The sequence below is a fragment of the Aminobacter niigataensis genome (assembly GCF_946995915.1).
Classification (GTDB): domain Bacteria; phylum Pseudomonadota; class Alphaproteobacteria; order Rhizobiales; family Rhizobiaceae; genus Aminobacter; species Aminobacter niigataensis.
Genome location: NZ_OX341517.1, coordinates 390,602 through 410,440, shown reverse-complemented (window position 1 = coordinate 410,440; position 19,839 = coordinate 390,602). Strand labels below are relative to the sequence as shown.

The window sequence follows — 19,839 nt, the reverse complement described above, 5'->3', positions numbered from 1 at the left end:
CGCCCGCAAGCGCAGTGTCGCCGGAGTTGGAGGGGGATGCAATGGCACTCAGGTAGGAGGCCACGATCAGCCAGGCAGGCGCCCGCGAAACAACGTGGTGCCGTCGCTCAGGCGTGATCGCGAGATGTCAAGAAATCCGGCCTCGGTCATCCACGAGCGATACTGGCCTTCAGTGTACGCCTCGCCGTGCCGGTAGAGGTTCAGGAAGGTGAGGTTCAGAAAGACGCCCTCCGGCGGGCCAAGGCGGTCGTCATCGACGACACCCCACCCCGCAATTGCGATCTCGCCTCCGGGTGCGAGGCAACGCGCCGCGTTCAGGATCGAACTGCGCGCCTGCTCCGGCGGCAGCACCTGGATGACGGCCTTCAGGATCGCCAGATCGTGCCGGCCGATCGATGGCGCGACGGTGATGTCGCCTTCTTCGACAACGACGTCGTCGGCACCGTATTCCGACAGGATGGCCGGCGCGACGGCTGCGACCGTCGGCAGTTCCATCAGCGTCGCCGCAATCTGCGGCCGCCGCTCGCGCAGGCCGACGAGGATGGTGCCTGCGCCGCCACCGATGTCGATCACCGAACCGACCGCCTCAAGGTCGATCGCCTGGGCCAGCTGTCGGCCGAAAATCACCCCGCCCGGTGCGAGCATGCGGCTGAAGGCCGCCGCGGACTCGAGGTCCGCTTCGGAAAAGTCGTGCAGCGCGGCCGGCCGGTTCTGTCGCAGCGAATCCGCGGTCAAGAGGTCAGCACCCCAGAGCTCGCGCAGCAGCGCATGATCGCCGCCGCGATAGGTCGGCTTGGACGCGTCGAGGAAGGCCGACGCTTCGGCTCCGTTGCGAAACTGGCCATCCTCGACGTCGAGCAGACCGATGCTGGCGAGCGCGTAGAGCAGCCGCGACAGACGGTCGGGCGCGACGTCGAGCGCGGCCCCGAGGCTGTGTGCAGTCGCCGCGCCGCCACCGAGCCGGGTGAAGATGCCAAGCTCCAGCCCGGCGCGAAGTGCCAAGGCGGGGGGCACAGCCGCGATCAGCTTGTCGATCCGCTCGGAATCCACCATGCCACGTCCCCTTCCGCGATCCAGGCCCGACTTTGAAGCAGTTCGCAAGATCGGAAGCAACCGGGCGGGCAAGTACGGCCGCGCTACTTCTCTCGCTTTTCGATCTTCAGGTTTGGCAGGTCGGGTCGCCTGGATTTCACCCCGGCCTCCTTCAAGGCGGTGTATCCCACCTTTTTGAGCAGCTTTTCTGTCTTGGCGCGCTCCTTGTCGAGGGCGCTCTCACCTTTGACCTTGGGCATCCGTCCTCCATCTGGTTCGTTCGCCGGCAAACAGGATTGCCAGCGCGCGCGATGTCAGCATTGAGGCCGCGGCAGCGATGACGTCAATGGCCGACATCAGGCGCATTGCCGAACTGGCCTGGAGCTGCCGGCCCGTAGGCGGCCTGTCAGTGCATACTAAGGCAAGTGCCTTAATTTCCTTGACAGGCATCGCCGGCCTGCATTACTAAGGCATATGCCTTACCATTCTACCCCCCTCGACCTCGCCTTTCACGCCCTCAGCGACCCGACCCGCCGCGCGGTGGTGTCGCGGCTGGCCGAGGGCGAGGTGCCGGTCAGCGCGCTCGCCGAACCTTTCGACATGGCGCTGCCCTCCTTCGCCCAGCATCTCAGGGTGCTGGAGGCGTGCGGGCTGATCGTCAGCGAGAAACGCGGGCGCAGCCGCTGGTGCAAGCTGGTGCCGGCGCGCTTCGACGAGGCGGCGGACTGGATGGAAGCGGAGCGCCGGCGCTGGGCCGAGCGGCTGGATCGGCTGGAAGTCTACCTGGACAAGACGGAAAGAGGATGAAGCACATGGCAAACCTGTTTGAGACCTGGTCGCTCGATCGCGAGATCGTGCTGGTCAAGCTGCTCAACCACCCACGCGACAAGGTCTTTGCCGCCTGGATGGACCCCAAGGCGCTGGCTGAATGGTACGGCCCCGCCGGCCTGAGCATCGAAAACCACGAGGCCGACATCCGCGAGGGCGGGGTCTGGCGCTTCGACATGGTGGGCGTGTTCGAGGGCAAGCAGCAGCGTTTCCCCAACCTCATGCGCTTTCTGGAGATCGTGCCCAACGAGCGCATCGTGATCGACTATGGTACGCCCGAGCCCAACGACCCCGACCGCTTCCGCGTCACGGTGACGTTCGACGAGCAGAGCGACGGCAAGACGGTGCTGACCATGCGCCAGCTCCACCCCAGCGCCAAGCGGCGTCAGGTGGTCATCGGCTTCGGCGCGGTCGAATACGGGCTACAGACGCTGGACGGCCTCGCCGCCTGGCTGGACCGCTGAGTGCTTGGGGGGGGCGGCGGTGGTCAGGTGTGCAGCACGGCGGTCGTATCGCCGTTCCTGAAAATGACCACGTCCCAGCAGCCATCCGGCTGCATCCGCATCGAGCCGCCGGCGGCAAACCTGGTGCGCGTCACCGGCGCGACAAACGGCGACCCCTCTAGTGTCACGACCTCATGCATCTCTGCCCGCGCGGGCAGTGTCGCCGGTGTTGCGGGGGATGCAATAGTGGGAGGCGGGGTTGAAACCCTTCTCCCGCGAAGTCGAAGTGTAATGTGTTGCATTACGCATTACGTTAGCATATATCCTGCGCATGGCTCAAAAATCACTTCCTGCTCATCCGGGCTCCTATGTTCGTGAAAATATCCTCAATCCCCGTAAGGTCACGGTCACTGAGGCGGCGAAGTTAGTCGGCATCAGTCGTCCAGGTCTGTCGAACTTTTTGAACGGAAAAGTGTCGGCCACGTCAGATATGGCAGCTCGCCTCGAGCGCGCCTTCGGAGTTTCCGCTAAGACCATTCTCGACTTGCAAGCTGCATACGACGCGCGTGCGGGAAAGTCAGAGGATGCAGCTCAGAAGGCGCGCGCTTACGTACCGCCATTTCTGAACGTGCAGGCCAACGAGATCGTGAGATGGTTCACGACTACAATTCTCGCGCGCACAAAGCTCTCGGTTCTGTTGCGAATGCTCGTTCACTCGACGGGCCACGATCTTCAGAAGGTGGACTTCCCTGGCAACGACGACGCCGAACGTCCCGGCTGGGATGGCTTCATCGAGGCCAATTCCGGCACCCCTTGGATACCTTCCGGCAGCTCCGGCTGGGAGTTCGGTGTCACAGCAGATATCAACGGTAAGGCGGACGGCGATTTCGCAAAGAGCGTGAGAGCGACAAAGGTCCGTGGCAATATCACGTTCGTCTTTGTTACTCCGCGGCGGTGGCCGGGCAAAGCGGCTTGGGTCGCTGCAATGAAGGCGAAGAAGATCTGGAAAGATGTTCGCGCCTACGACGTCAGTGATCTCGAGCAGTGGATGGAGCAATCACTCGCAGCGCAGACATGGTTTGCGAACCAGACGGACCGTCCCTCTGGCGGCGTCAGAACGCTAGAGCGTTGCTGGGATGATTGGGCAAATGTGGCGGCTCCAGTCCTTCACCCTTCACTCTTCACTACCGCGAACGAGGTATGGGGCGGCCGGGTCAAATCCTTCCTGGCGAAGGGCGGCTCTGATCCTCTAGTAATTGCGGCTGACTCAGTCGAAGAAGCACTTGCTTTCCTCAGTCAGGTCTTAGCTACCGCCGAGCTTGAGCAACATAAAGACCGGGTGTTGGTGTTTGACCAGCCGGGTGTGCTGCCGAAGCTTGCCCAGGGCACCACCGATTTCATTGCGGTCGCTCATACACGGGATGTGGAGCGCGAATTTGGACCCTACAGCTCATCGTTGCGAAAAATCGTTGTCTACCCCCGCAACGCCACCAGTGCGGAACCCGGCATAGTGTTGGAGCCTCTCGGCTACGAGGCGTTCACCAAAGCGCTGGAAGCGATGGGCAAAACCCGCGATGAAATAGGAGTGCTGACAAACGCCTCGGGCCGTTCGTTGACCGTCCTTCGGCGTCAACTGTCGAACATTCCGGCAATCCGTACACCAGGTTGGGCTGCCGACCACCAAGTGTCATCCGGGCTTGCTCAGTTTGTCCTTGTCGGTGCATGGGATGCCCAGAACGTAGCGGATCAGACTGCTCTGTCCCTTTTGGCGGAAGACGCCCCGTTCGAGGTTCTCGAAAAGCGCATTCTTGAGTTGTTGCGGCTTAATGACTCTCCGGTTTGGTCGATTGGCGAGTATCGCGGTGTGATATCAAAAATCGACTCTCTCTTCGCAATTGCGGGGACGATGACCAAGGCGGACCTCAACCGTTTTCTCGACGTCGCGAGGATCGTTCTGGGTGAAGATGATCCGGCCCTCGATCTGCCCGAGGCAGATCGTTGGGCAGCGGCCATACACGGTAAACGGCGTGAATTCTCTGGGGCGGTCCGCGAAGGCATTTCCGAGACTTTGGTTTTGCTGGCTGTGCATGGCAAGAATCTATTCGGCAAGCGCCTCGGTTTCGACGGCGAACTTGAGGCCGCGAGGCTCGTGCGCGACCTTCTTGAGCCCATTAACACTAGGAAGTTGGAAGCGAACGAACGCGACCTTCCGCTTTATGCAGAGGCCGCTCCCGGCGAGTTCCTCGATATCATCGAGCGCGATCTGCGCGCAGAGAAGCCAGAGGTGTTAGGCTTGCTGAGACCTGTCGACACAGGGTTCTTTGGTTCGTGCCCGCGTACAGGATTGCTTTGGGCACTTGAAGGGCTTGCATGGAACCCATCGACCTTTCCTCGCGTCGTAAAGATTCTGGCTCAGCTTTCTGAGGTAGAGATCAACGACAATTGGGCAAACAAGCCCATCGCATCACTGGACTCCATATTCCGTGCATGGATGCCCCAGACGGCAGTGGATCACGAGACGCGTTTGAAGGCGATCCGGATGCTTCTGGAGAAGTACCCGGCCATCGGCTGGAAGGTTTGTCTCCAGCAGTTCGGTGATTATGGAAACCGCGTCGGCGACTACAGTCACAAGCCGAAATGGCGCCCTGACGGCTACGGCTTCGGGGAGCCGTTCGAGATATGGGGTCCGATCCAAGCGTTCGTCAAGGAAATGGTGAAGATCGCTCTTACCATGCCGTCCTACACCGCCGAGATGTTGTGCGACCTTGTCTCAAGGCTGCATGCACTCACGTCTGATGATCAGGAGCGGGTCTGGAAGATCATCGGCGAATGGCACAATGTGGGTGCTTCTGATGAGGATGTTGCGAGGGTACGCGAGAAAATTCGTGTGACTGTTCTTTCTCGTCGGGGCCGTAGGAGGGCTGATGAGGAAGGTCAGGCTAGCCTGACCAAGAAAGCCAAGATGGTCTATGCCGCGATGCAGCCCAAGGACATAGTGAACAAGCATGAGTGGCTGTTTCGTCAGGGCTGGGTTGAGGAATCTGCGGACGAACTCGCAGAAAACGAGATGGACTTTCAGGCGCGCGAGCGACGTATCGAAAAGCTCCGTGTCGAAGCATTGACGGATATTGTTCGAGAACGAGGTGTTCCGGGTATTTTTGAAATCGCCGAAAAAGGAAGTTCTCAGCGCCAGATCGGCGCGCATGTGGCGTCCGGCATCCTCGGTGACGAGCAGGTCGAGGACATGATTCTGCAATGCCTGCGTCCAGGGAATGACGTGGGACGCAACGGCATCGTTGCGGGGGCGCTCTGGACTTTGGACGGCGATCGACGCTCGGCGATCTATGCCAGCCTGCGGGGCAAGATCACCGAAGAGGAATCACTCTCTCTTTTGCTCCTCTCACCTTACCGCGCATCGACTTGGGAGCTAGTGGACCAATTGTCGACGGAAGTGTGCACTCGTTACTGGAGCGAAGTAATCCCGCAGTATGTGTTCGACTCACCTGAGGAGAACAACGAGAGTATTCGCCGCCTTCTTATCGTCGGCAGGCCTAGGGCGGCCTTTGCCTCGGTGCATTTCGAACTCGAAGAAGTACGCCCACCCCTTCTTGTGCAGATGCTGACTGCCATGTCCAAGAATGGGAACGACAAGTCCGGCGAGTACCGGGTGAACGACTACGACGTACAGCGCGCCTTCCAACTGCTCAATTGCAACCCGGATGTCTCTTCAGACGACAAGGCCGGACTTGAGTTCGCATACCTCGACATTCTGGCTCGTTCTTTTCGAGGGCAAAAGGGGCACCACATTCCAAATCTGGAGCGCTACATCGAGGAGCACCCCGAGATGTTCGTGCAGGCGGTCGTGTGGGCGTATAAGCGCAATGACCGTGGCGAGGATCCGCCCGAGTTCCGCGTTACCAAAGAGCACGAGCACCTGGGAAAGCGTGGGTACCGCCTCCTTGAAGCACTTGAGCGTATCCCCGGTCAGGATAAGGCGACCGAACCAGAACAGCGTGAAAAGCTCGCGGAGTGGGTTGCAGCTGTAAGGAAGTCTTGCGCTGAACTCGACCGAGCGGAAATCGCGGACTTGTGCCTCGGCAAGCTCCTTTCCAACGCGCCTGTAGGCAGGGATGGTGTATGGCCGAACGAGGTTGTTCGAGATGTAATGGAGGACTTGCAGTCCGAGGACCTCACCAATGGCGCTCGGACTGGCCTGTACAACTCGCGCGGCGTCCATTGGCGTGGTGAAGGTGGCGGCCAGGAGCGGGAACTCGCGGACAAATATCGCAACTGGGCTGACGCCTTGCAGTTCACGCATCCCTTTGTGTCGTCGTCGCTACTTATGTCGATGGTCAAAACGTATGAGCGGGAAGCCGAACAACACGACACCGAAGCCGGAATACGACGGCGATTGAGGCATTAGCTGCCGCTGCCTAGCTCCCCGCCAGCCCCTTCAGCCTGTACAGCGCGTCCAGCGCTTCGCGCGGGGTCATCTCGTCGGGGCTCAGACCCTCCAGTGCCTTGCTCAGCGCGTCATTGGCGACGGGCTTGGCCGCCTCGCGTTTCACCGCGACCGAAAACAGCGGCAGGTCGTCGACGAGCCGGTTGGCCTTGCCTGAGGTTTCGCCCTCTTCGAGCTGGTGCAGCACCTCCTTGGCGCGCGCCACCACCGCGTCGGGCAGGCCGGCGAGGCGGGCCACCTGCACGCCATAGGAGCGGTCGGCGGCACCCTTGCCGACCTCGTGCAGGAACACCACTTCGCCTTCCCACTCCTTCACCCGCATCGTCACATTGTGCAGGCGTTCGAGCTTGCCCGACAGCGCGGTCAGCTCGTGGAAATGGGTGGCGAAGACGGCGCGGCAGCGGTTCTTCTCGTGCAGATATTCGACCGCCGCCCAGGCGATCGACAGGCCGTCGAAGGTGGCCGTGCCACGGCCGATCTCGTCGAGGATGACCAGCGACCGTTCGCTCGCCTGGTTGAGGATTGCGGCGGTCTCGACCATCTCGACCATGAAGGTCGAGCGCCCGCGCGCCAGGTCGTCGGAGGCGCCGACGCGGGAGAACAGCCGATCCACGACGCCGACATGGGCGCTCTCAGCCGGCACGAACGAACCCATCTGGGCGAGGATGGCAATCAGCGCGTTCTGGCGCAGGAAGGTCGACTTGCCGCCCATGTTCGGGCCGGTGAGCAGCCAGATCGCGCCGTTGCGGCCCGTTTGGGACGGCGACAGGTCGCAGTCATTGGCCACGAAGGGTGCTGAAGCCGTCCGCCTGAGCGACTGCTCGACCACCGGGTGGCGTCCGCCGGTCACCTCGAAGGCAAGGCTGAGATCGACCTGCGGCCGGCACCAGGCTTCGGAAGCGGCCAGCATCGCCAGGGCTGCCGAAACGTCCAGCACCGACAGTGCGTCCGCCCCGGCGCGGATCGCCTGCGCGTGGTTCACCGCTTCGCCGACCAGCTGGTCGAAGGCGGCGAGCTCGATGGTCAGCGCCCGGTCGGCGGCGTTGGCGATCTTGGTCTCGAGGCCTGCGAGTTCTGTCGTGGTGAAGCGCATCGCGCTCGCCATCGTCTGGCGGTGGATGAAGCGCGCCTTGGCCTCGTCGGTGCCGTTCAGCGCCGCCTGGTGGTTGGCCGTCACCTCGATGTAGTAGCCGAGCACGTTGTTGTGCCGGATCTTCAGCGAGCGGATGCCCGTCTCCTCGATCAGGTCGCGCTCCATGCTGGCGATCACCCGGCGCGACTGGTCGCGCAGCGCCCGCATCTCGTCGAGCTCGCCATGGTAGCTCGCGCGGACGAATCCGCCATCGCGCTTGAGCAGCGGCAGCTCCTCGCCGAGTGCGGCATCGATATGTCCGGCGAAGTCGATGGGCAGCGCGGCGATCGCCGCCATCGCCTTGCGCAACTCCTCCGGCAGCGGTGCTTCGCCGAACAGCCCGGCAATGGTCGTTGCTGCGGCAAAGCCCGCGCGCAGGGCGCCGAGATCGCGCGGCCCGCCGCGGTTGAGTGCCAGCCGCGACAATGCCCGCGGCATGTCGGCGACGCCCTTGAGGCTGAGCCTGAGCGCCTCGGTCAGCCTGGTCTCGCCCATGAAGAACGACACCGCGTCGAGCCGCGCTGTGATCGCGTTCGGATCGGTCAGCGGCGACATCAGCCGGTCGGCCAGCAGTCGCGCACCGCCGCCCGTCACCGTGCGGTCGACCGCCCGGAACAGCGAGCCGTCGCGGCCGCCCGAAAGCGTGCGCAGCAATTCGAGATTGGCCCGCGTCGCCGGGTCGATGAACAGCGTCGAGCCTTCCTGCTCGCGCTCGGGGTGCGACAGCGGCGGCCGCTCGGCCTTCTGGGTCTTTTCGACATAGGCGATCGCGCCCGAGATCGCCGACAGCTCGGCGCGGGAGAACGCGCCAAAACTGTCCGGCGTCGCCACCTCGTAGAAGCGCGCGATGCGCTGCGGCGCCGAGGTGGAATCGAACAGGCTCGGCGGCTGCGGGCTGGCGATGCGGCCGACCAGGTCGAACACCGGCTTGAGCTCCTCGTCATGGAACGCCGGCTCGGCGACGATCAGCTCGCGCGGGTCGATGCGGAAGATGTCGGCGGCGAGCCGCTCCGGCGTCGTTTCGGCCACGCGGAAGACGCCGGTCGAGATCTCGATCCAGGCGAGTGCCAGGCTGGCTTCGCCGGCCCCCTTGACCCGCCCCAGCGCCATCAGGAAATTCGATTCCTGCGGCGCCAGCAGCTTGTCTTCGGTGATGGTGCCCGGCGTCACCAGGCGCACCACGTCGCGCTTGACCACCGATTTCGAGCCGCGCTTCTTGGCTTCGGCCGGGTCCTCGATCTGCTCGCACACCGCGACCCGGTAGCCGAGGCCGATCAGCTTCTGCAGGTAGTCGTCCGCCGCATGGATCGGCACCCCGCACATCGGGATGTCCTGCCCCTGGTGTTTTCCGCGCTTGGTCAGCACGATGCCCAGCGCCCGCGACGCCTTCTCCGCGTCGTCGAAGAACAGCTCGTAGAAGTCGCCCATGCGGTAGAACAGCAGCGAATCCGGGTTCGCCGCCTTGATCTCGATGAACTGCTCCATCATCGGCGTCGGCGCGGCATGCACCGGGGCGTCGGCCCGGGTTTGCCCCCCGGCTTCCCCAAAGTCAGCTTCCGCGTTGATGGTCGGTCGGTCGTTCACGCCAGGGCCTGCGAAAAAATGAAATCCACCCCTCTGCTTGGCGGTTTACAGCGCCGATGTGTAGCCTTAATCCGGAACGCTCCACAAAAAGAATATTTCAAAGGGACAGGGACGCTTCTCATCATGGCCGCCAACAAGAAAACCGACAATACCGGCCCCTCCGTCAGCGCCGAAGAGGCGCTCGAATTCCACGCCATGGGCCGGCCCGGCAAGCTCGAGGTCGTGCCGACCAAGCCGATGGCCACCCAGCGTGACCTCAGCCTCGCCTATTCGCCCGGCGTCGCCGTTCCGGTGAAGGCCATCGCCGAGGACCCCTCCCGCGCCTTCGACTACACCACCCGCGGCAACATGGTCGCCGTCATCTCCAACGGCACCGCGATCCTCGGCCTCGGCAATCTCGGCGCGCTTGCCTCCAAGCCCGTCATGGAAGGCAAGGCGGTGCTGTTCAAGCGCTTCGCCGACGTAGATTCCATCGACCTCGAGGTCGACACCGAGGATGCCGAAGAATTCATCAACTGCGTGCGTTTCCTCGGCCCGTCCTTCGGCGGCATCAACCTCGAGGACATCAAGGCGCCCGAGTGCTTCATCATCGAGCAGCGCCTGCGCGAGCTGATGGACATCCCCGTCTTCCATGACGACCAGCACGGCACCGCCATCATCGCCGCCGCCGGCCTGATCAACGCGCTGGAAATCACCGGCCGCGACATGAAGACCACCCGCCTGGTCTGCAACGGCGCCGGCTCCGCTGGCATTGCCTGCATCGAGCTCATCAAGGCGATGGGCTTCGCGCCCGAGAACGTCATCTTGTGCGACACCAAGGGCGTGGTCTACCAGGGCCGCACCGAAGGCATGAACCAGTGGAAGTCGGCCCATGCGACCAAGACCGAGCGGCGCAGCCTGGCCGATGCCATGGATGGCGCCGACGTCTTCTTCGGCCTCTCCGCCAAGGGCGCGCTGACCCCGGCCATGGTCCAGTCCATGGCCAAGAACCCGATCATCTTCGCCATGGCCAATCCCGATCCGGAGATCACGCCCGAGGAGGTCGCCGAGATCCGCACCGACGCCATCATGGCCACCGGCCGTTCGGACTACCCGAACCAGGTCAACAACGTGCTCGGCTTCCCCTACATCTTCCGCGGCGCGCTCGACGTGCGCGCCACCACCATCGACGACAACATGAAGGTCGCCGCAGCCAACGCCCTGGCCGAACTCGCCCGCCAGGACGTGCCCGACGACGTCGCCGCCGCCTATCAGGGCAACCGGCCGAAATTCGGCCCCAACTACATCATCCCGGTGCCGTTCGACCCGCGCCTGATCTCGGCCATCCCGGTCGCCGTCGCCAAGGCGGCCATGGAATCGGGCGTCGCGCGCAGGCCGATCCTCGATCTCGCCAAATATGCCGACGAGCTTTCCGCCCGCCGCGACCCGATCGCCTCCACGCTCCAGCGCATCTACGACCGCGTCCGGCGCCAACCCAAGCGCGTCGTCTTCGCCGAGGGCGAGGAGGAGCAGGTGATGCGGGCGGCTGTCTCCTACGTCAACCAGAAGCTCGGCACCGCCATCCTGCTCGGCCGCGACGACGTCATCAAGGAAAACGCGAGGCAAGCTGGCATCGACCTCAACAAGCCGGGCCTCGAGATCATCAATGCGCGCCTGTCGCGCCGCAACGCCATCTATGCCGACTTCCTCTACGAGCGCCTGCAGCGCAAGGGCTACCTGCTGCGCGACTGCCAGCGCCTGATCAACAACGACCGCAACCACTTCGCCGCCTGCATGGTGGCGCTCGGCGATGCCGACGGCGTCGTCACCGGCGTCACCCGCAACTACTCGACCGTGCTCGAGGACGTCCGCCGCGTCATCGACGCCAAGCCCGGCCACCGCGTCATCGGCGTGTCGATCGTGCTCGCCCGCGGCCGCACCGTCATCGTCGCCGACACCGCCGTCCACGACATGCCCAACGCCGAGCAGATCGCCGACATCGCCGAGGAAGCGGCCCACTTTGCCCGCCGCATGGGCTACGAGCCGCGCGTGGCCATGCTTGCCTACTCGACCTTCGGCCACCCCGCCGGCGAGCGCTCCGAGCGTGTCCAGGAGGCGGTCAAGATCCTCGACAAGCGCCGCGTCGATTTCGAATATGACGGCGAAATGGCGGCCGACGTCGCCCTCAACCACCGCCTGATGCAGCAGCAATACCCCTTCTGCCGCCTCTCCGGTGCTGCCAACGTGCTGGTCATGCCGGCGTTCCACTCGGCGGCCATCTCGACCAAGATGCTGCAGGAACTCGGCGGCTCCACCGTCATCGGCCCGCTTCTCGTCGGCCTCAACAAGCCGGTCCAGATCGTCCCGCTCAACGCCAAGGACTCCGACATCGTCAACATGGCGGCGATTGCGGCGTACAACGCGGGGACTTGAGAGGGCGGTTCGCGAAGCGAACGAAAAGCCCCAAAATGGGCTTTTCGAGCGCCTCAAGGCCCGGAGCCGTAGCGAAGGGCATAGCGCTGCCGCCTTCCTTGCGCCGCTAGCCGAATGGGCGAAGGCGCCGAAGCTGCTGATCTCCCTCCTTGTGGGGGAGATGCCCGGCAGGGCAGAGGGGGGTGCGAAGGATCGCGAGGCTCCGGTTTTCCGTAGCGCGGCGTTGTGGGTGTAGCTAAGTTGCTCCCAGCAAAAGTAATTCATTGATCATTGAAGAGCTGCGATTAAGCCCTGTACATTGTCGGAAATTACCAAAGGAATTCGAAGTTCCAAAGCCGCACGTCGAGCGGCCACTAGAGAATAATCCTGTTGTTGACGGAGTTCGTCGATTGAACGCATTGGCCGCTTCCGCTGAGAATCTGATTGCCGTCGTTGCCAGATCCTTTCTGGCTCTTCAGTGAGCACAACAATCCGCGATGCACCGATCAGTCGAAACACCCTCGGCTCTACCTTTACCAGGCCAGCTGGCGTATCAATGATGGCATGTCCGTCTAATACAACTAGCCCGCTGTCCGGCACCGCGCGATGAAATCCGTCAATCAGCAAGGTTTGGTTGTCGTCAATGTTGGCCTCCCTCAAAGTGTCGTGGTCTACAAATTTTTGCTGCCGCAGCTCGTGTTCAGCTTTGATTAGCGTGCTAGCTTGTAAGTGTGTGAACGTAAGAGACTTTTGAGCGCGCGCTAGCGCCGACGATTTCCCAACGCCGGAAATGCCTACAACCGCTACTATTCGGCGATTTTTCATGGGGTGAAGCCAAGATCGATACGCTCTAACAATATGCCAAGCTTCTCGGAAGAAATTTGGTAAATTGATTGGGGCGGATGTCCTCCAATTATCTGCATAGATTTGAGCTGTTTCAAATCGATGATCGGTTCGATGTAGGCTGCCAGAGTGTAGTTTATTACCTTAACGGGTGAGCTACTGGACGCTTGCCAATTTTCTAGGTCTTGCTCGCTATAAACTGACCGCCCACCTGTCATTTGCAGCAAGTCTCTTGTCGAGTACGCGAGTTTCACATCTTCCAAAATTCCGAGAGCGGACATGGCCTGGGATGGAGGCGATTGCGACTTACCTTTGTAAAAGAACAGAAGCGAACCGGGCCTACCGAGATTGGAAGGGGCCCGGCATAGATAGACTTTCCGGATGGTATTGCCGGGGCGGCGGGGCCCATTGCCGCGGCCTTGTCGGTCGAAGAGATCGAGTTGAGGTTGTTGCCGAAGGTCGGGGTAAAGTACGTCGTGGTAACTCTCCTTGATGGGAATGCCAAACGCAGTCGTATCTGGTGTTAAGATGAAACGTGGATAGTTTAAGCGGTGCCACTCGAATGCGCTTGCAACCTCGCTAGAGCCCGATGACGATGACGAAAATCGCTTTTCATAAATGCGCTCGGTGTCCGGCTTGGTGTGGGTATGCTTGAAACCAAAATACTCAAGAAGGTCTATTAGGGATGTTTGTCCTTCATAGGTTGTTATGTAGATAAGATCATACTTGTTGCGCTGAGCGAACCAGAACGCCTTCTTTAAAAGAAGCTCGCCGATTTTGACGCCTCGCTTTTCAGGGCGAACTTTAAACGTACAGATTTTAAGGATTTTGTTGAGTTTTTGCGTTGCGTCCGTGTCTGCACTCGTCTCGTCTTTGCGGACAAGAAGGCCGGCGATTCCATCGTCTTCTACTATCCAGCAGGGGCGCCGATGCTTTACGCACTTGTCTCTCCACCAGCTGTCGAAGCCGTCATAGTCCTCACGTAGGCTATCAAAGATGGTGTCTGCCAAGGGGATGGAATGAGCTTGGACCTCTTCGACAAAGCGGACTGGGGCTTCGACCGGCTCGAACGTTGTTCGAAGCAGTTGAACTGCGTCAGCTACATAGAGAACCCGGCGTCCGATTTCGGCCGAATGACGCCTTGCACGGTCATGCAATCCCCTGTCTTGCGTGACTAGAAAATCTGCGGCCCCGATGAGTAGTGCATGCAACAGCGTTGCATCTACAACATCGTTCGGCCTGGCTAGTCGTCCGAACGCGGCTTCTAGGTCTGTGGGAGTTATCCCGCGAACCTTAGACAGTTTTTGAAACTTACTCAGCTTGCTGAGCGAAATCCGGCGTCTTTCTAGGTTGCTATCTCGTCCGATGTCATCGCGAGCCGCTTCGTGGACGAAGATGTCGACCTTGTGTTTTGCCGCGAGGTTTGTGAGCGCCGAAAAAGCAGGCTCTACGGTTCGATTGTCTTCTAGGTAAATTATGACGTTCGTATCAATTAGATATGTTTGTGTGCTCATTTTGGAGCGCCATTTGAAGGTTAGGCTTCGCGTATAAAAAGGATTGTGGAGCCTTAAACCCAAATCGCTCCTTTAGCTCAATGAGATTAAGTGGGTGGGAAAACCGCCGCACGTTGGAAATATTTAATGCGTAACCTTCAGAAAGTCCACCAAAGTAAGCATCAAAGTCCAGCTTACGGATAGATGCCGACTTGCCATGTCGCCGCCAAAGCGTAGCAAGTGGAAGCCGCTCAACATCGGTAATCTCAGCTGCGCCGACCAAAGCGCGAACGGGCGACGTCGAATAGATGTACGCGGTCGCACCTTGTCCTACCGACAATGGAAACCGCCTTCGCAATTCGACAGTTTTGACGCCTTCAAGGATTTTGTCTGAGTATGCAGGTTTAATACTAAGGATTACATCTCGGCGGAGAGGGCGGTCATCACCGAAGATTGGCAGAAGGTACTGGTCGTCGTTGTCGATACGGGCGCCGGTTATCTGCTGGAGTGCTTCTGCAGCGAAGCCGATATCCGAAGGAAAGGCCGCATCAATCCTCAGGCGCGCTCCGAGCGCCTCTACATACCTTTGTAGCGAAGAAATCTGGACGTCGCCACGCTGTTCGATCTTCGAGATGGCGGCCTGGCCTACGCTTAGGCGCTCCGCCATTTGCAGCTGCGTCAGCCCCACAGCCTGCCTTAGTGCCTTCAGTGAGAGCCCGACAACACGGCCCGCGTCTCCATCGCCAATGCGGACTGCTTCAACGATTTTTCGGTCAGGTTGCATGCGCTATGTCGACTTTGTTAGAATCAGATGACGGGACAACTATTCCTCGCAGGGAATAATTTGGCTTGCAAGGGCAGCGCTCTATGTTGCGGCCTTTGAAACCCAAGATAGCGGCCAGCCTCCTGTCACCATCTGTCAGTAATCATCGTGGAGAAACCGCCCCTGTTTTTCCACGCCCTCTCCACCTCCCGTACAATCCCCTCAGTTCCTCCCGCGGGAACGCCGGTCGCGACGGTGACATGCGGGGAGGAGTCGGCGCCTCCGGCATTGGGCTGACGTAGCCTGTTGCCCGGGGAGGTTCCGTCCGAGGGTTCCCCTCCGGGTACTACGGCCCGGGTGCGCTGGACGATGCGCTAGTGGGGCAGGGCGAAAATGCCCGTGCTTCGAGAAGCGGAACGGGCGGAGACAGAAATCGCCGGCGGGGCGCGGGTTCGCGCCACTAACTAACATTCGGCAGGCACGGCCCCGCGCCCCGCTTCCCGGATTTTTCACAAGCAATGGCCAGGCGCGAAAGCGAGCGTGGCGAGGGAGGAGTGCGAAATGTTGGAAAATAGCATTCCTTCGCGCCCCCCTCTGGCCTGCCGGCCATCTCCCCCACAGGTGGGGAGATCAGCCGTTATTGCGACCTTCGCCAACCTTCTACCTCTCAAGCTGAGCGAGACGGCCGACGCTGCCAATCTCCCCACCTGTGGGGGAGATGGCCGGCAGGCCAGAGGGGGGCAACGTAGGGCGCGACGGGCGAAATCACCGCCGCTGCGGAAAACCTACAGCAGTCCCGCCTGCTCGGCTTCGCGCTTCAAATTCTGCCGGGGCCGCGGGCCGATCTGCTGGATCACCAGGCCGGCGGCCAGCGAGCCGAGGTCGCCGCAATCCTTGAGCGAACGCCCTTGCGTGTAGCCGAACAGGAAACCGGCGGCGTAGAGGTCGCCGGCGCCGGTGGTGTCGACCAGCTCGCGGATTTGGGTCGCCTGGATCACCACGGTCTCGTCGCCGCGCACGATGACGGAACCCTTCTCCGAGCGGGTGACGGCGGCGATCTTGCAGTCCTTGCGGATCTGCGCCAGCGCCTCGTCGAAGGACGAGGTCTCGTACAGCGACTTGATCTCGTGGCTGTTGGCAAAGACGATGTCGACGGTGCCCGAGCGCATCAGGTCGAGGAACTCGGCGCGGTAGCGGTCGACGCAGAACGAATCCGACAGCGTCATCGACACTTCGCGGCCGGCGGCGTGCGCGTGCGAGGCCGTAAGCCGAATGGCTTCCTTGGCCAGCGGCGGGTCCCACAGATAGCCCTCGAAATAGGTGACCGCAGCACCCTTCGCCTTGTCGGCCTCGACATCGTCGGGCCCGAGCTCGACGCAGGCGCCGAGATAGGTGTTCATCGAGCGCTCGCCGTCGGGGGTGACGAAGATCATCGAGCGCGCCGTCGGCGGGGTGCCGGCGAGCGGTTTGGTGTCGAAGGCGACGCCCTGGGCGTGGATGTCGTGGGTGAAGATGTCGCCGAGATGGTCGCGGGAGACCTTGCCGAAATAGGCCGAGCGGCCGCCGAAGCTGGCGATGCCCGCCGCCGTGTTGCCGGCCGAGCCGCCCGAGGCCTCGATCGCCGGGCCCATGCGCGAATAGAGCAACTCGGCGCGCTCGGCGTCGATCAGGTTCATCGCGCCCTTGATGATGCCGTTGTCGGTGAGAAAGGCCTCGTCGCATTGCGCGATGATGTCGACGATGGCGTTGCCGATGCACAGCACGTCATATTGGCTCATCAGGGTCTCCGCGGCGCTCTCGCCGTTGCTCGCGCCGACGGGTCGGCAAAACGGATTGCGTTTAGCGGCTCGCGGCCCATTTGCCTACCCGGCAATTTGGCTGGCCTGCGCTTGAGGCCGGCCATGCGGCACCTTATCTCAGGCCGGAAACAGGGAGCGACCCCGCCAACATGATCCTCGAAGCCGCCCGCACTGCTGCAAGCCAGCTCTTTACCGCCGAGTTCCGCTCGGTGTTCCTGAAGACGCTGGGGCTGACCATCCTGGCGCTGGCAGCGCTCTGGTTCGGCATCCGCGAGGTCTTCGACTGGCTCGCCTGGCCCTGGATCGAGGCATTGCTGCCCGGCCTGCCGGCCTGGACCGGCTGGCTCGGCCTGATCGCCGCCATCGTTGCCGGCATAGGCCTCGCTTTCGGGCTGGCGCTGCTGATCGCGCCGGTCACGGCCATCATTGCCGGCCTGTTTTTGGACGACGTCGCCGAGGTCGTCGAAAAGACCAGCTATACCGGCGATCGCCCCGGACAGCCCGTGCCCGCTTTGCGCTCGCTGGTTCTGGCGATCAAGTTTTTCGGCATCGTCATCCTGGGCAATCTGCTGGCGCTGTTTTTGATGTTCATCCCCATCGTCAACATCGGCGCCTTCTTCCTGGTCAACGGCTACCTGCTCGGCCGCGAGTTCTTCGAATTCGCCGCCATGCGTTTTCGCCCCGAGCAGGAGGCCAAGGACCTGCGCCGCCGCAATGCCGGCACGGTGTTCTTGGCCGGCATCGTCATCGCCGCCTTCCTCGCCGTGCCGATCCTCAACCTTCTGACCCCGCTCTTTGCCGCGGCGATGATGGTGCACCTTCACAAGGCCGTGTCGGCGGCGGAGAACAGGTTTGCGAGCGCCAGAGCATGATCCCGAAAAGTGGGGACCGGTTTTCGGACAGGGATCATGCTCAAGACAAATCTTCAGCCGTCGCGGCCGAACATCGCCTGCAGCTTGCCGTAGGCGATGCCGTCGCGGGCGAATTCGAACGTGCCCTGGCCGAGCATCTCGCGCGACGCCCGCTCCATCATGCCGAAGGCGTAGCTCGTGAGCTTGGAGCCGAGCGAGATCCGCTTCGCCCCCGCCTCGGCCAGCACCGCGACCGAAAAGCCCGGCACGGCCAGCACGTTGACCGGCTTGGTGACCGCGCTGCACAGCGTCCGGATCATCTCGATGTCGGTAATGCCAGGCGCATAGAGCACGTCGGCCCCGGCCTTCTCGAAAGCCTGCAGCCGCTTGATGGTGTCGTCGAGGTCGGGCCGGTCCCAGAGAAAGTTCTCCGACCGCGCCGTCAGCACGAAATCGTGCTTCAGCGCCCGCGCCGCCTCGGCCGCCGCGGTGACGCGCTCCACCGCATGCGAGAACTCGTAGATCGGCTTGTCGGCCTCGCCGGTGTGGTCCTCGAGCGAACAGCCGGCAAGGCCTGCGGCCTCCGCCGCGAAGATCGTCTCGCCGGCACTTTCGGGGCTGTCGCCCTTGCCCTTTTCGAGGTCGGCCGACACCGGCAGGCCGGTGGCGTGGGCCATGTCGCGGCAGTGGTGGATCATCGCCTCGAAGCCGACGCCGCCGTCGGGCAGGCCGCGCGAGAAGGCGAAGCCGGCGCTCGTCGTCGCCAGCGCCTCGAAGCCGAAGGAAGCGAGCAGCTTGGCGGTGCCGATATCCCAGGGGTTGGGGATGATGAAGGCGCCCGGCGCCTCGTGAAGTTTCCGGAAGACCGCGCCCTTGTCCATTGCCTCGCCCTCAAGCTCAACCAATGGCGCAATACTAGCCCGGAGCGCGGAGCCTCACAAATCCTGTTTCAGGCGAGCGGGATCAGTCCCGCCAGCTTGCGCATGTCGTCGAACAGCACCGCACCCGTGGCCGCCAAGCCCTCGCGGTCCGAGTGCGGGTCGGCGTGGTAGGCGAACACTCGCATGCCGGCAGCACGCCCCGCTTGGGCGCCGGCGACGCTGTCCTCGATGACGATGCAGTCGGAAGGCTGAAAGCCCATCGCGCCGGCGGCGTGCAGGAACAGATCGGGAAACGGCTTGCCGCGCTCGACCATGGTGGCCGAGAACAGCACGTCGCGGAAATAAGGCAGCAGCCCGGTCTGGCCGAGCGTCATGTGCATCTTGGCGACACGCGCCGAAGACGCCACGCAATAGGCGATGCCGGCGGTCTGGACGGCGGAGACGAAGGTCTCGATGTGCGGGATCGCCTGCACGCCCGTCTCGAACAGCTCAGGCAGCTCGCGATACCAGCGCTCGACGAAATCGGGTCCGAGGATGGCGCCGGTCGCCTCGACCTCTTTCTGCACCGACACCAGGCTACGGCCGACGAACTGGCGGCGGCAGTCCTCGTAGGTCACGGGATAGCCGGCTTCGGTCAGCCACGACGACAGCCGCCGGTTGGCCAGCGGCTCGGTGTCGACGAGCACTCCGTCGCAGTCGAAGATGACGAGCTTGGGTTTGCTCATGCCGTGCCGGTCGAGCCGAAGCCGCCGGCACCGCGCGACGTGTCGTTGGCGAGGTCGCGTTCCTCGATCGCAACGCGGGTTACCGAAGCGATCACCATCTGGGCGATGCGCATGCCGCGCTCGACATAGAAGTCCTCGTCGCCATGGTTGATCAGCAGCACCTTGACCTCGCCGCGATAGTCGCTGTCGATGGTGCCGGGCGTGTTGAGGCAGGTGATGCCGTGCTTGAAGGCGAGGCCGGAGCGCGGACGCACCTGGCCCTCGAAGCCTTCGGGGATCTCGAAGATCAGGCCGGTCGGCACCAGCGCGCGCTTGCCCGGCAGGATCAGCAGCGGCCGGTCCTCCGGCACTGCGGCGCGCAGGTCCATGCCGGCGGAACCGCCGGTTTCGTAGGCCGGCAGGGCCAGGTCGCCGGCGTGCGGCAAGCGGACGATCCCGATGACGGGGGCGGAAGAGTTTTCGGCGGCGGATTTCATGGCGGCGATCCTATGGGACGGTGCTTGGGGAACGTCAATCCCGATCTCCGCATGGCTTGCTTGCAAGGACGGGGCTGTGTGGTTTTTGCATGACGGTCCGATGTGAACCCTTTGCCACAGCCGCGACACAAACGGA

Annotated in this window: 15 protein-coding genes and 1 pseudogene; 5 read left to right on the top strand and 11 right to left on the bottom strand. The window is 62.4% G+C overall.

Annotation, left to right across the window (positions count from 1 at the left end):
* Positions 1-66 precede the first annotated feature (66 nt).
* Both O1Y97_RS01990 and O1Y97_RS01985 read right to left on the bottom strand, forming a co-directional pair.
* Positions 67-1,053, bottom strand: a complete 987-nt coding sequence (locus O1Y97_RS01990) for a methyltransferase (RefSeq protein WP_318762901.1) — start codon at positions 1,051-1,053, stop codon at positions 67-69.
* Between the two features lie 83 nt (positions 1,054-1,136).
* Positions 1,137-1,292, bottom strand: a complete 156-nt coding sequence (locus O1Y97_RS01985; RefSeq protein WP_183263107.1) for a hypothetical protein — start codon at positions 1,290-1,292, stop codon at positions 1,137-1,139.
* Positions 1,293-1,506: 214 nt separating this feature from the next.
* On the opposite strand from O1Y97_RS01985, the pseudogene O1Y97_RS01980 reads away from it, so the two are divergent.
* Positions 1,507-1,861 (top strand): annotated as a pseudogene (locus O1Y97_RS01980) (ArsR/SmtB family transcription factor).
* The gene (locus O1Y97_RS01975) at positions 1,836-2,324 is read left to right on the top strand and encodes an SRPBCC family protein (protein WP_318762899.1); all 489 of its coding nucleotides are present in this window, start codon (positions 1,836-1,838) and stop codon (positions 2,322-2,324) included. Before O1Y97_RS01980 ends, O1Y97_RS01975 begins: the two are co-directional and overlap by 26 nt.
* A 23-nt stretch (positions 2,325-2,347) precedes the next feature.
* On the opposite strand, the gene O1Y97_RS01970 is transcribed toward O1Y97_RS01975, so the two are convergent.
* Positions 2,348-2,503: a hypothetical protein gene (locus O1Y97_RS01970; protein WP_318762898.1), complete on the bottom strand. Its 156-nt coding sequence runs from the start codon at positions 2,501-2,503 to the stop codon at positions 2,348-2,350.
* 131 nt (positions 2,504-2,634) lie between these two features.
* Here O1Y97_RS01970 and O1Y97_RS01965 point away from each other — a divergent pair, with 131 nt between their 5' ends.
* The gene (locus tag O1Y97_RS01965; protein WP_318762897.1) at positions 2,635-6,726 is read left to right on the top strand and encodes a HigA family addiction module antitoxin; all 4,092 of its coding nucleotides are present in this window, start codon (positions 2,635-2,637) and stop codon (positions 6,724-6,726) included.
* Positions 6,727-6,736: 10 nt separating this feature from the next.
* On the opposite strand, the gene mutS is transcribed toward O1Y97_RS01965, so the two are convergent.
* The gene (mutS, locus tag O1Y97_RS01960; RefSeq protein WP_404801298.1) at positions 6,737-9,463 is read right to left on the bottom strand and encodes a DNA mismatch repair protein MutS; all 2,727 of its coding nucleotides are present in this window, start codon (positions 9,461-9,463) and stop codon (positions 6,737-6,739) included.
* A 141-nt stretch (positions 9,464-9,604) separates the two neighbouring features.
* Here mutS and O1Y97_RS01955 point away from each other — a divergent pair, with 141 nt between their 5' ends.
* Positions 9,605-11,893: an NADP-dependent malic enzyme gene (locus O1Y97_RS01955; protein WP_183263100.1), complete on the top strand. Its 2,289-nt coding sequence runs from the start codon at positions 9,605-9,607 to the stop codon at positions 11,891-11,893.
* Positions 11,894-12,160: 267 nt separating this feature from the next.
* On the opposite strand, the gene O1Y97_RS01950 is transcribed toward O1Y97_RS01955, so the two are convergent.
* From O1Y97_RS01950 to O1Y97_RS01935, 4 genes are all read right to left on the bottom strand, one after another.
* Positions 12,161-12,697: an ATP-binding protein gene (locus O1Y97_RS01950; RefSeq protein ID WP_108605817.1), complete on the bottom strand. Its 537-nt coding sequence runs from the start codon at positions 12,695-12,697 to the stop codon at positions 12,161-12,163.
* On the bottom strand, positions 12,694-14,229 hold the full coding sequence (locus O1Y97_RS01945; RefSeq protein ID WP_108605816.1) for a GNAT family N-acetyltransferase: 1,536 nt from the start codon (positions 14,227-14,229) through the stop codon (positions 12,694-12,696). Before O1Y97_RS01945 ends, O1Y97_RS01950 begins: the two co-directional genes overlap by 4 nt.
* Positions 14,204-14,992 (bottom strand): helix-turn-helix domain-containing protein, encoded by a 789-nt coding sequence (locus tag O1Y97_RS01940; RefSeq protein WP_108605815.1) that lies wholly within the window; start codon positions 14,990-14,992, stop codon positions 14,204-14,206. The genes O1Y97_RS01945 and O1Y97_RS01940 overlap by 26 nt, the downstream gene beginning before the upstream one ends.
* 764 nt (positions 14,993-15,756) lie before the next feature.
* Positions 15,757-16,749 (bottom strand): adenosine kinase, encoded by a 993-nt coding sequence (locus O1Y97_RS01935; protein WP_318762896.1) that lies wholly within the window; start codon positions 16,747-16,749, stop codon positions 15,757-15,759.
* Positions 16,750-16,919: 170 nt separating this feature from the next.
* Between O1Y97_RS01935 and O1Y97_RS01930 the strand changes: the two genes are divergently transcribed.
* Positions 16,920-17,642 carry a sulfate transporter family protein gene (locus O1Y97_RS01930; protein ID WP_318762895.1) on the top strand — a complete coding sequence of 241 codons (723 nt, stop codon included), beginning with the start codon at positions 16,920-16,922 and terminating at the stop codon, positions 17,640-17,642.
* 53 nt (positions 17,643-17,695) lie between these two features.
* Here O1Y97_RS01930 and O1Y97_RS01925 read toward each other — a convergent pair whose 3' ends face one another.
* The 3 genes from O1Y97_RS01925 to dut all read right to left on the bottom strand — a co-directional run bounded on the left by O1Y97_RS01925 (position 17,696) and on the right by dut (position 19,703).
* The gene (locus tag O1Y97_RS01925) at positions 17,696-18,502 is read right to left on the bottom strand and encodes an isocitrate lyase/PEP mutase family protein (RefSeq protein WP_108605812.1); all 807 of its coding nucleotides are present in this window, start codon (positions 18,500-18,502) and stop codon (positions 17,696-17,698) included.
* Positions 18,503-18,570: 68 nt separating this feature from the next.
* A complete protein-coding gene (locus O1Y97_RS01920) occupies positions 18,571-19,227 on the bottom strand; it encodes an HAD family hydrolase (protein WP_318762894.1) in 657 nt (218 codons plus the stop codon).
* On the bottom strand, positions 19,224-19,703 hold the full coding sequence (dut, locus tag O1Y97_RS01915; RefSeq protein WP_318762893.1) for a dUTP diphosphatase: 480 nt from the start codon (positions 19,701-19,703) through the stop codon (positions 19,224-19,226). Before dut ends, O1Y97_RS01920 begins: the two co-directional genes overlap by 4 nt.
* Positions 19,704-19,839: the final 136 nt, after the last annotated feature.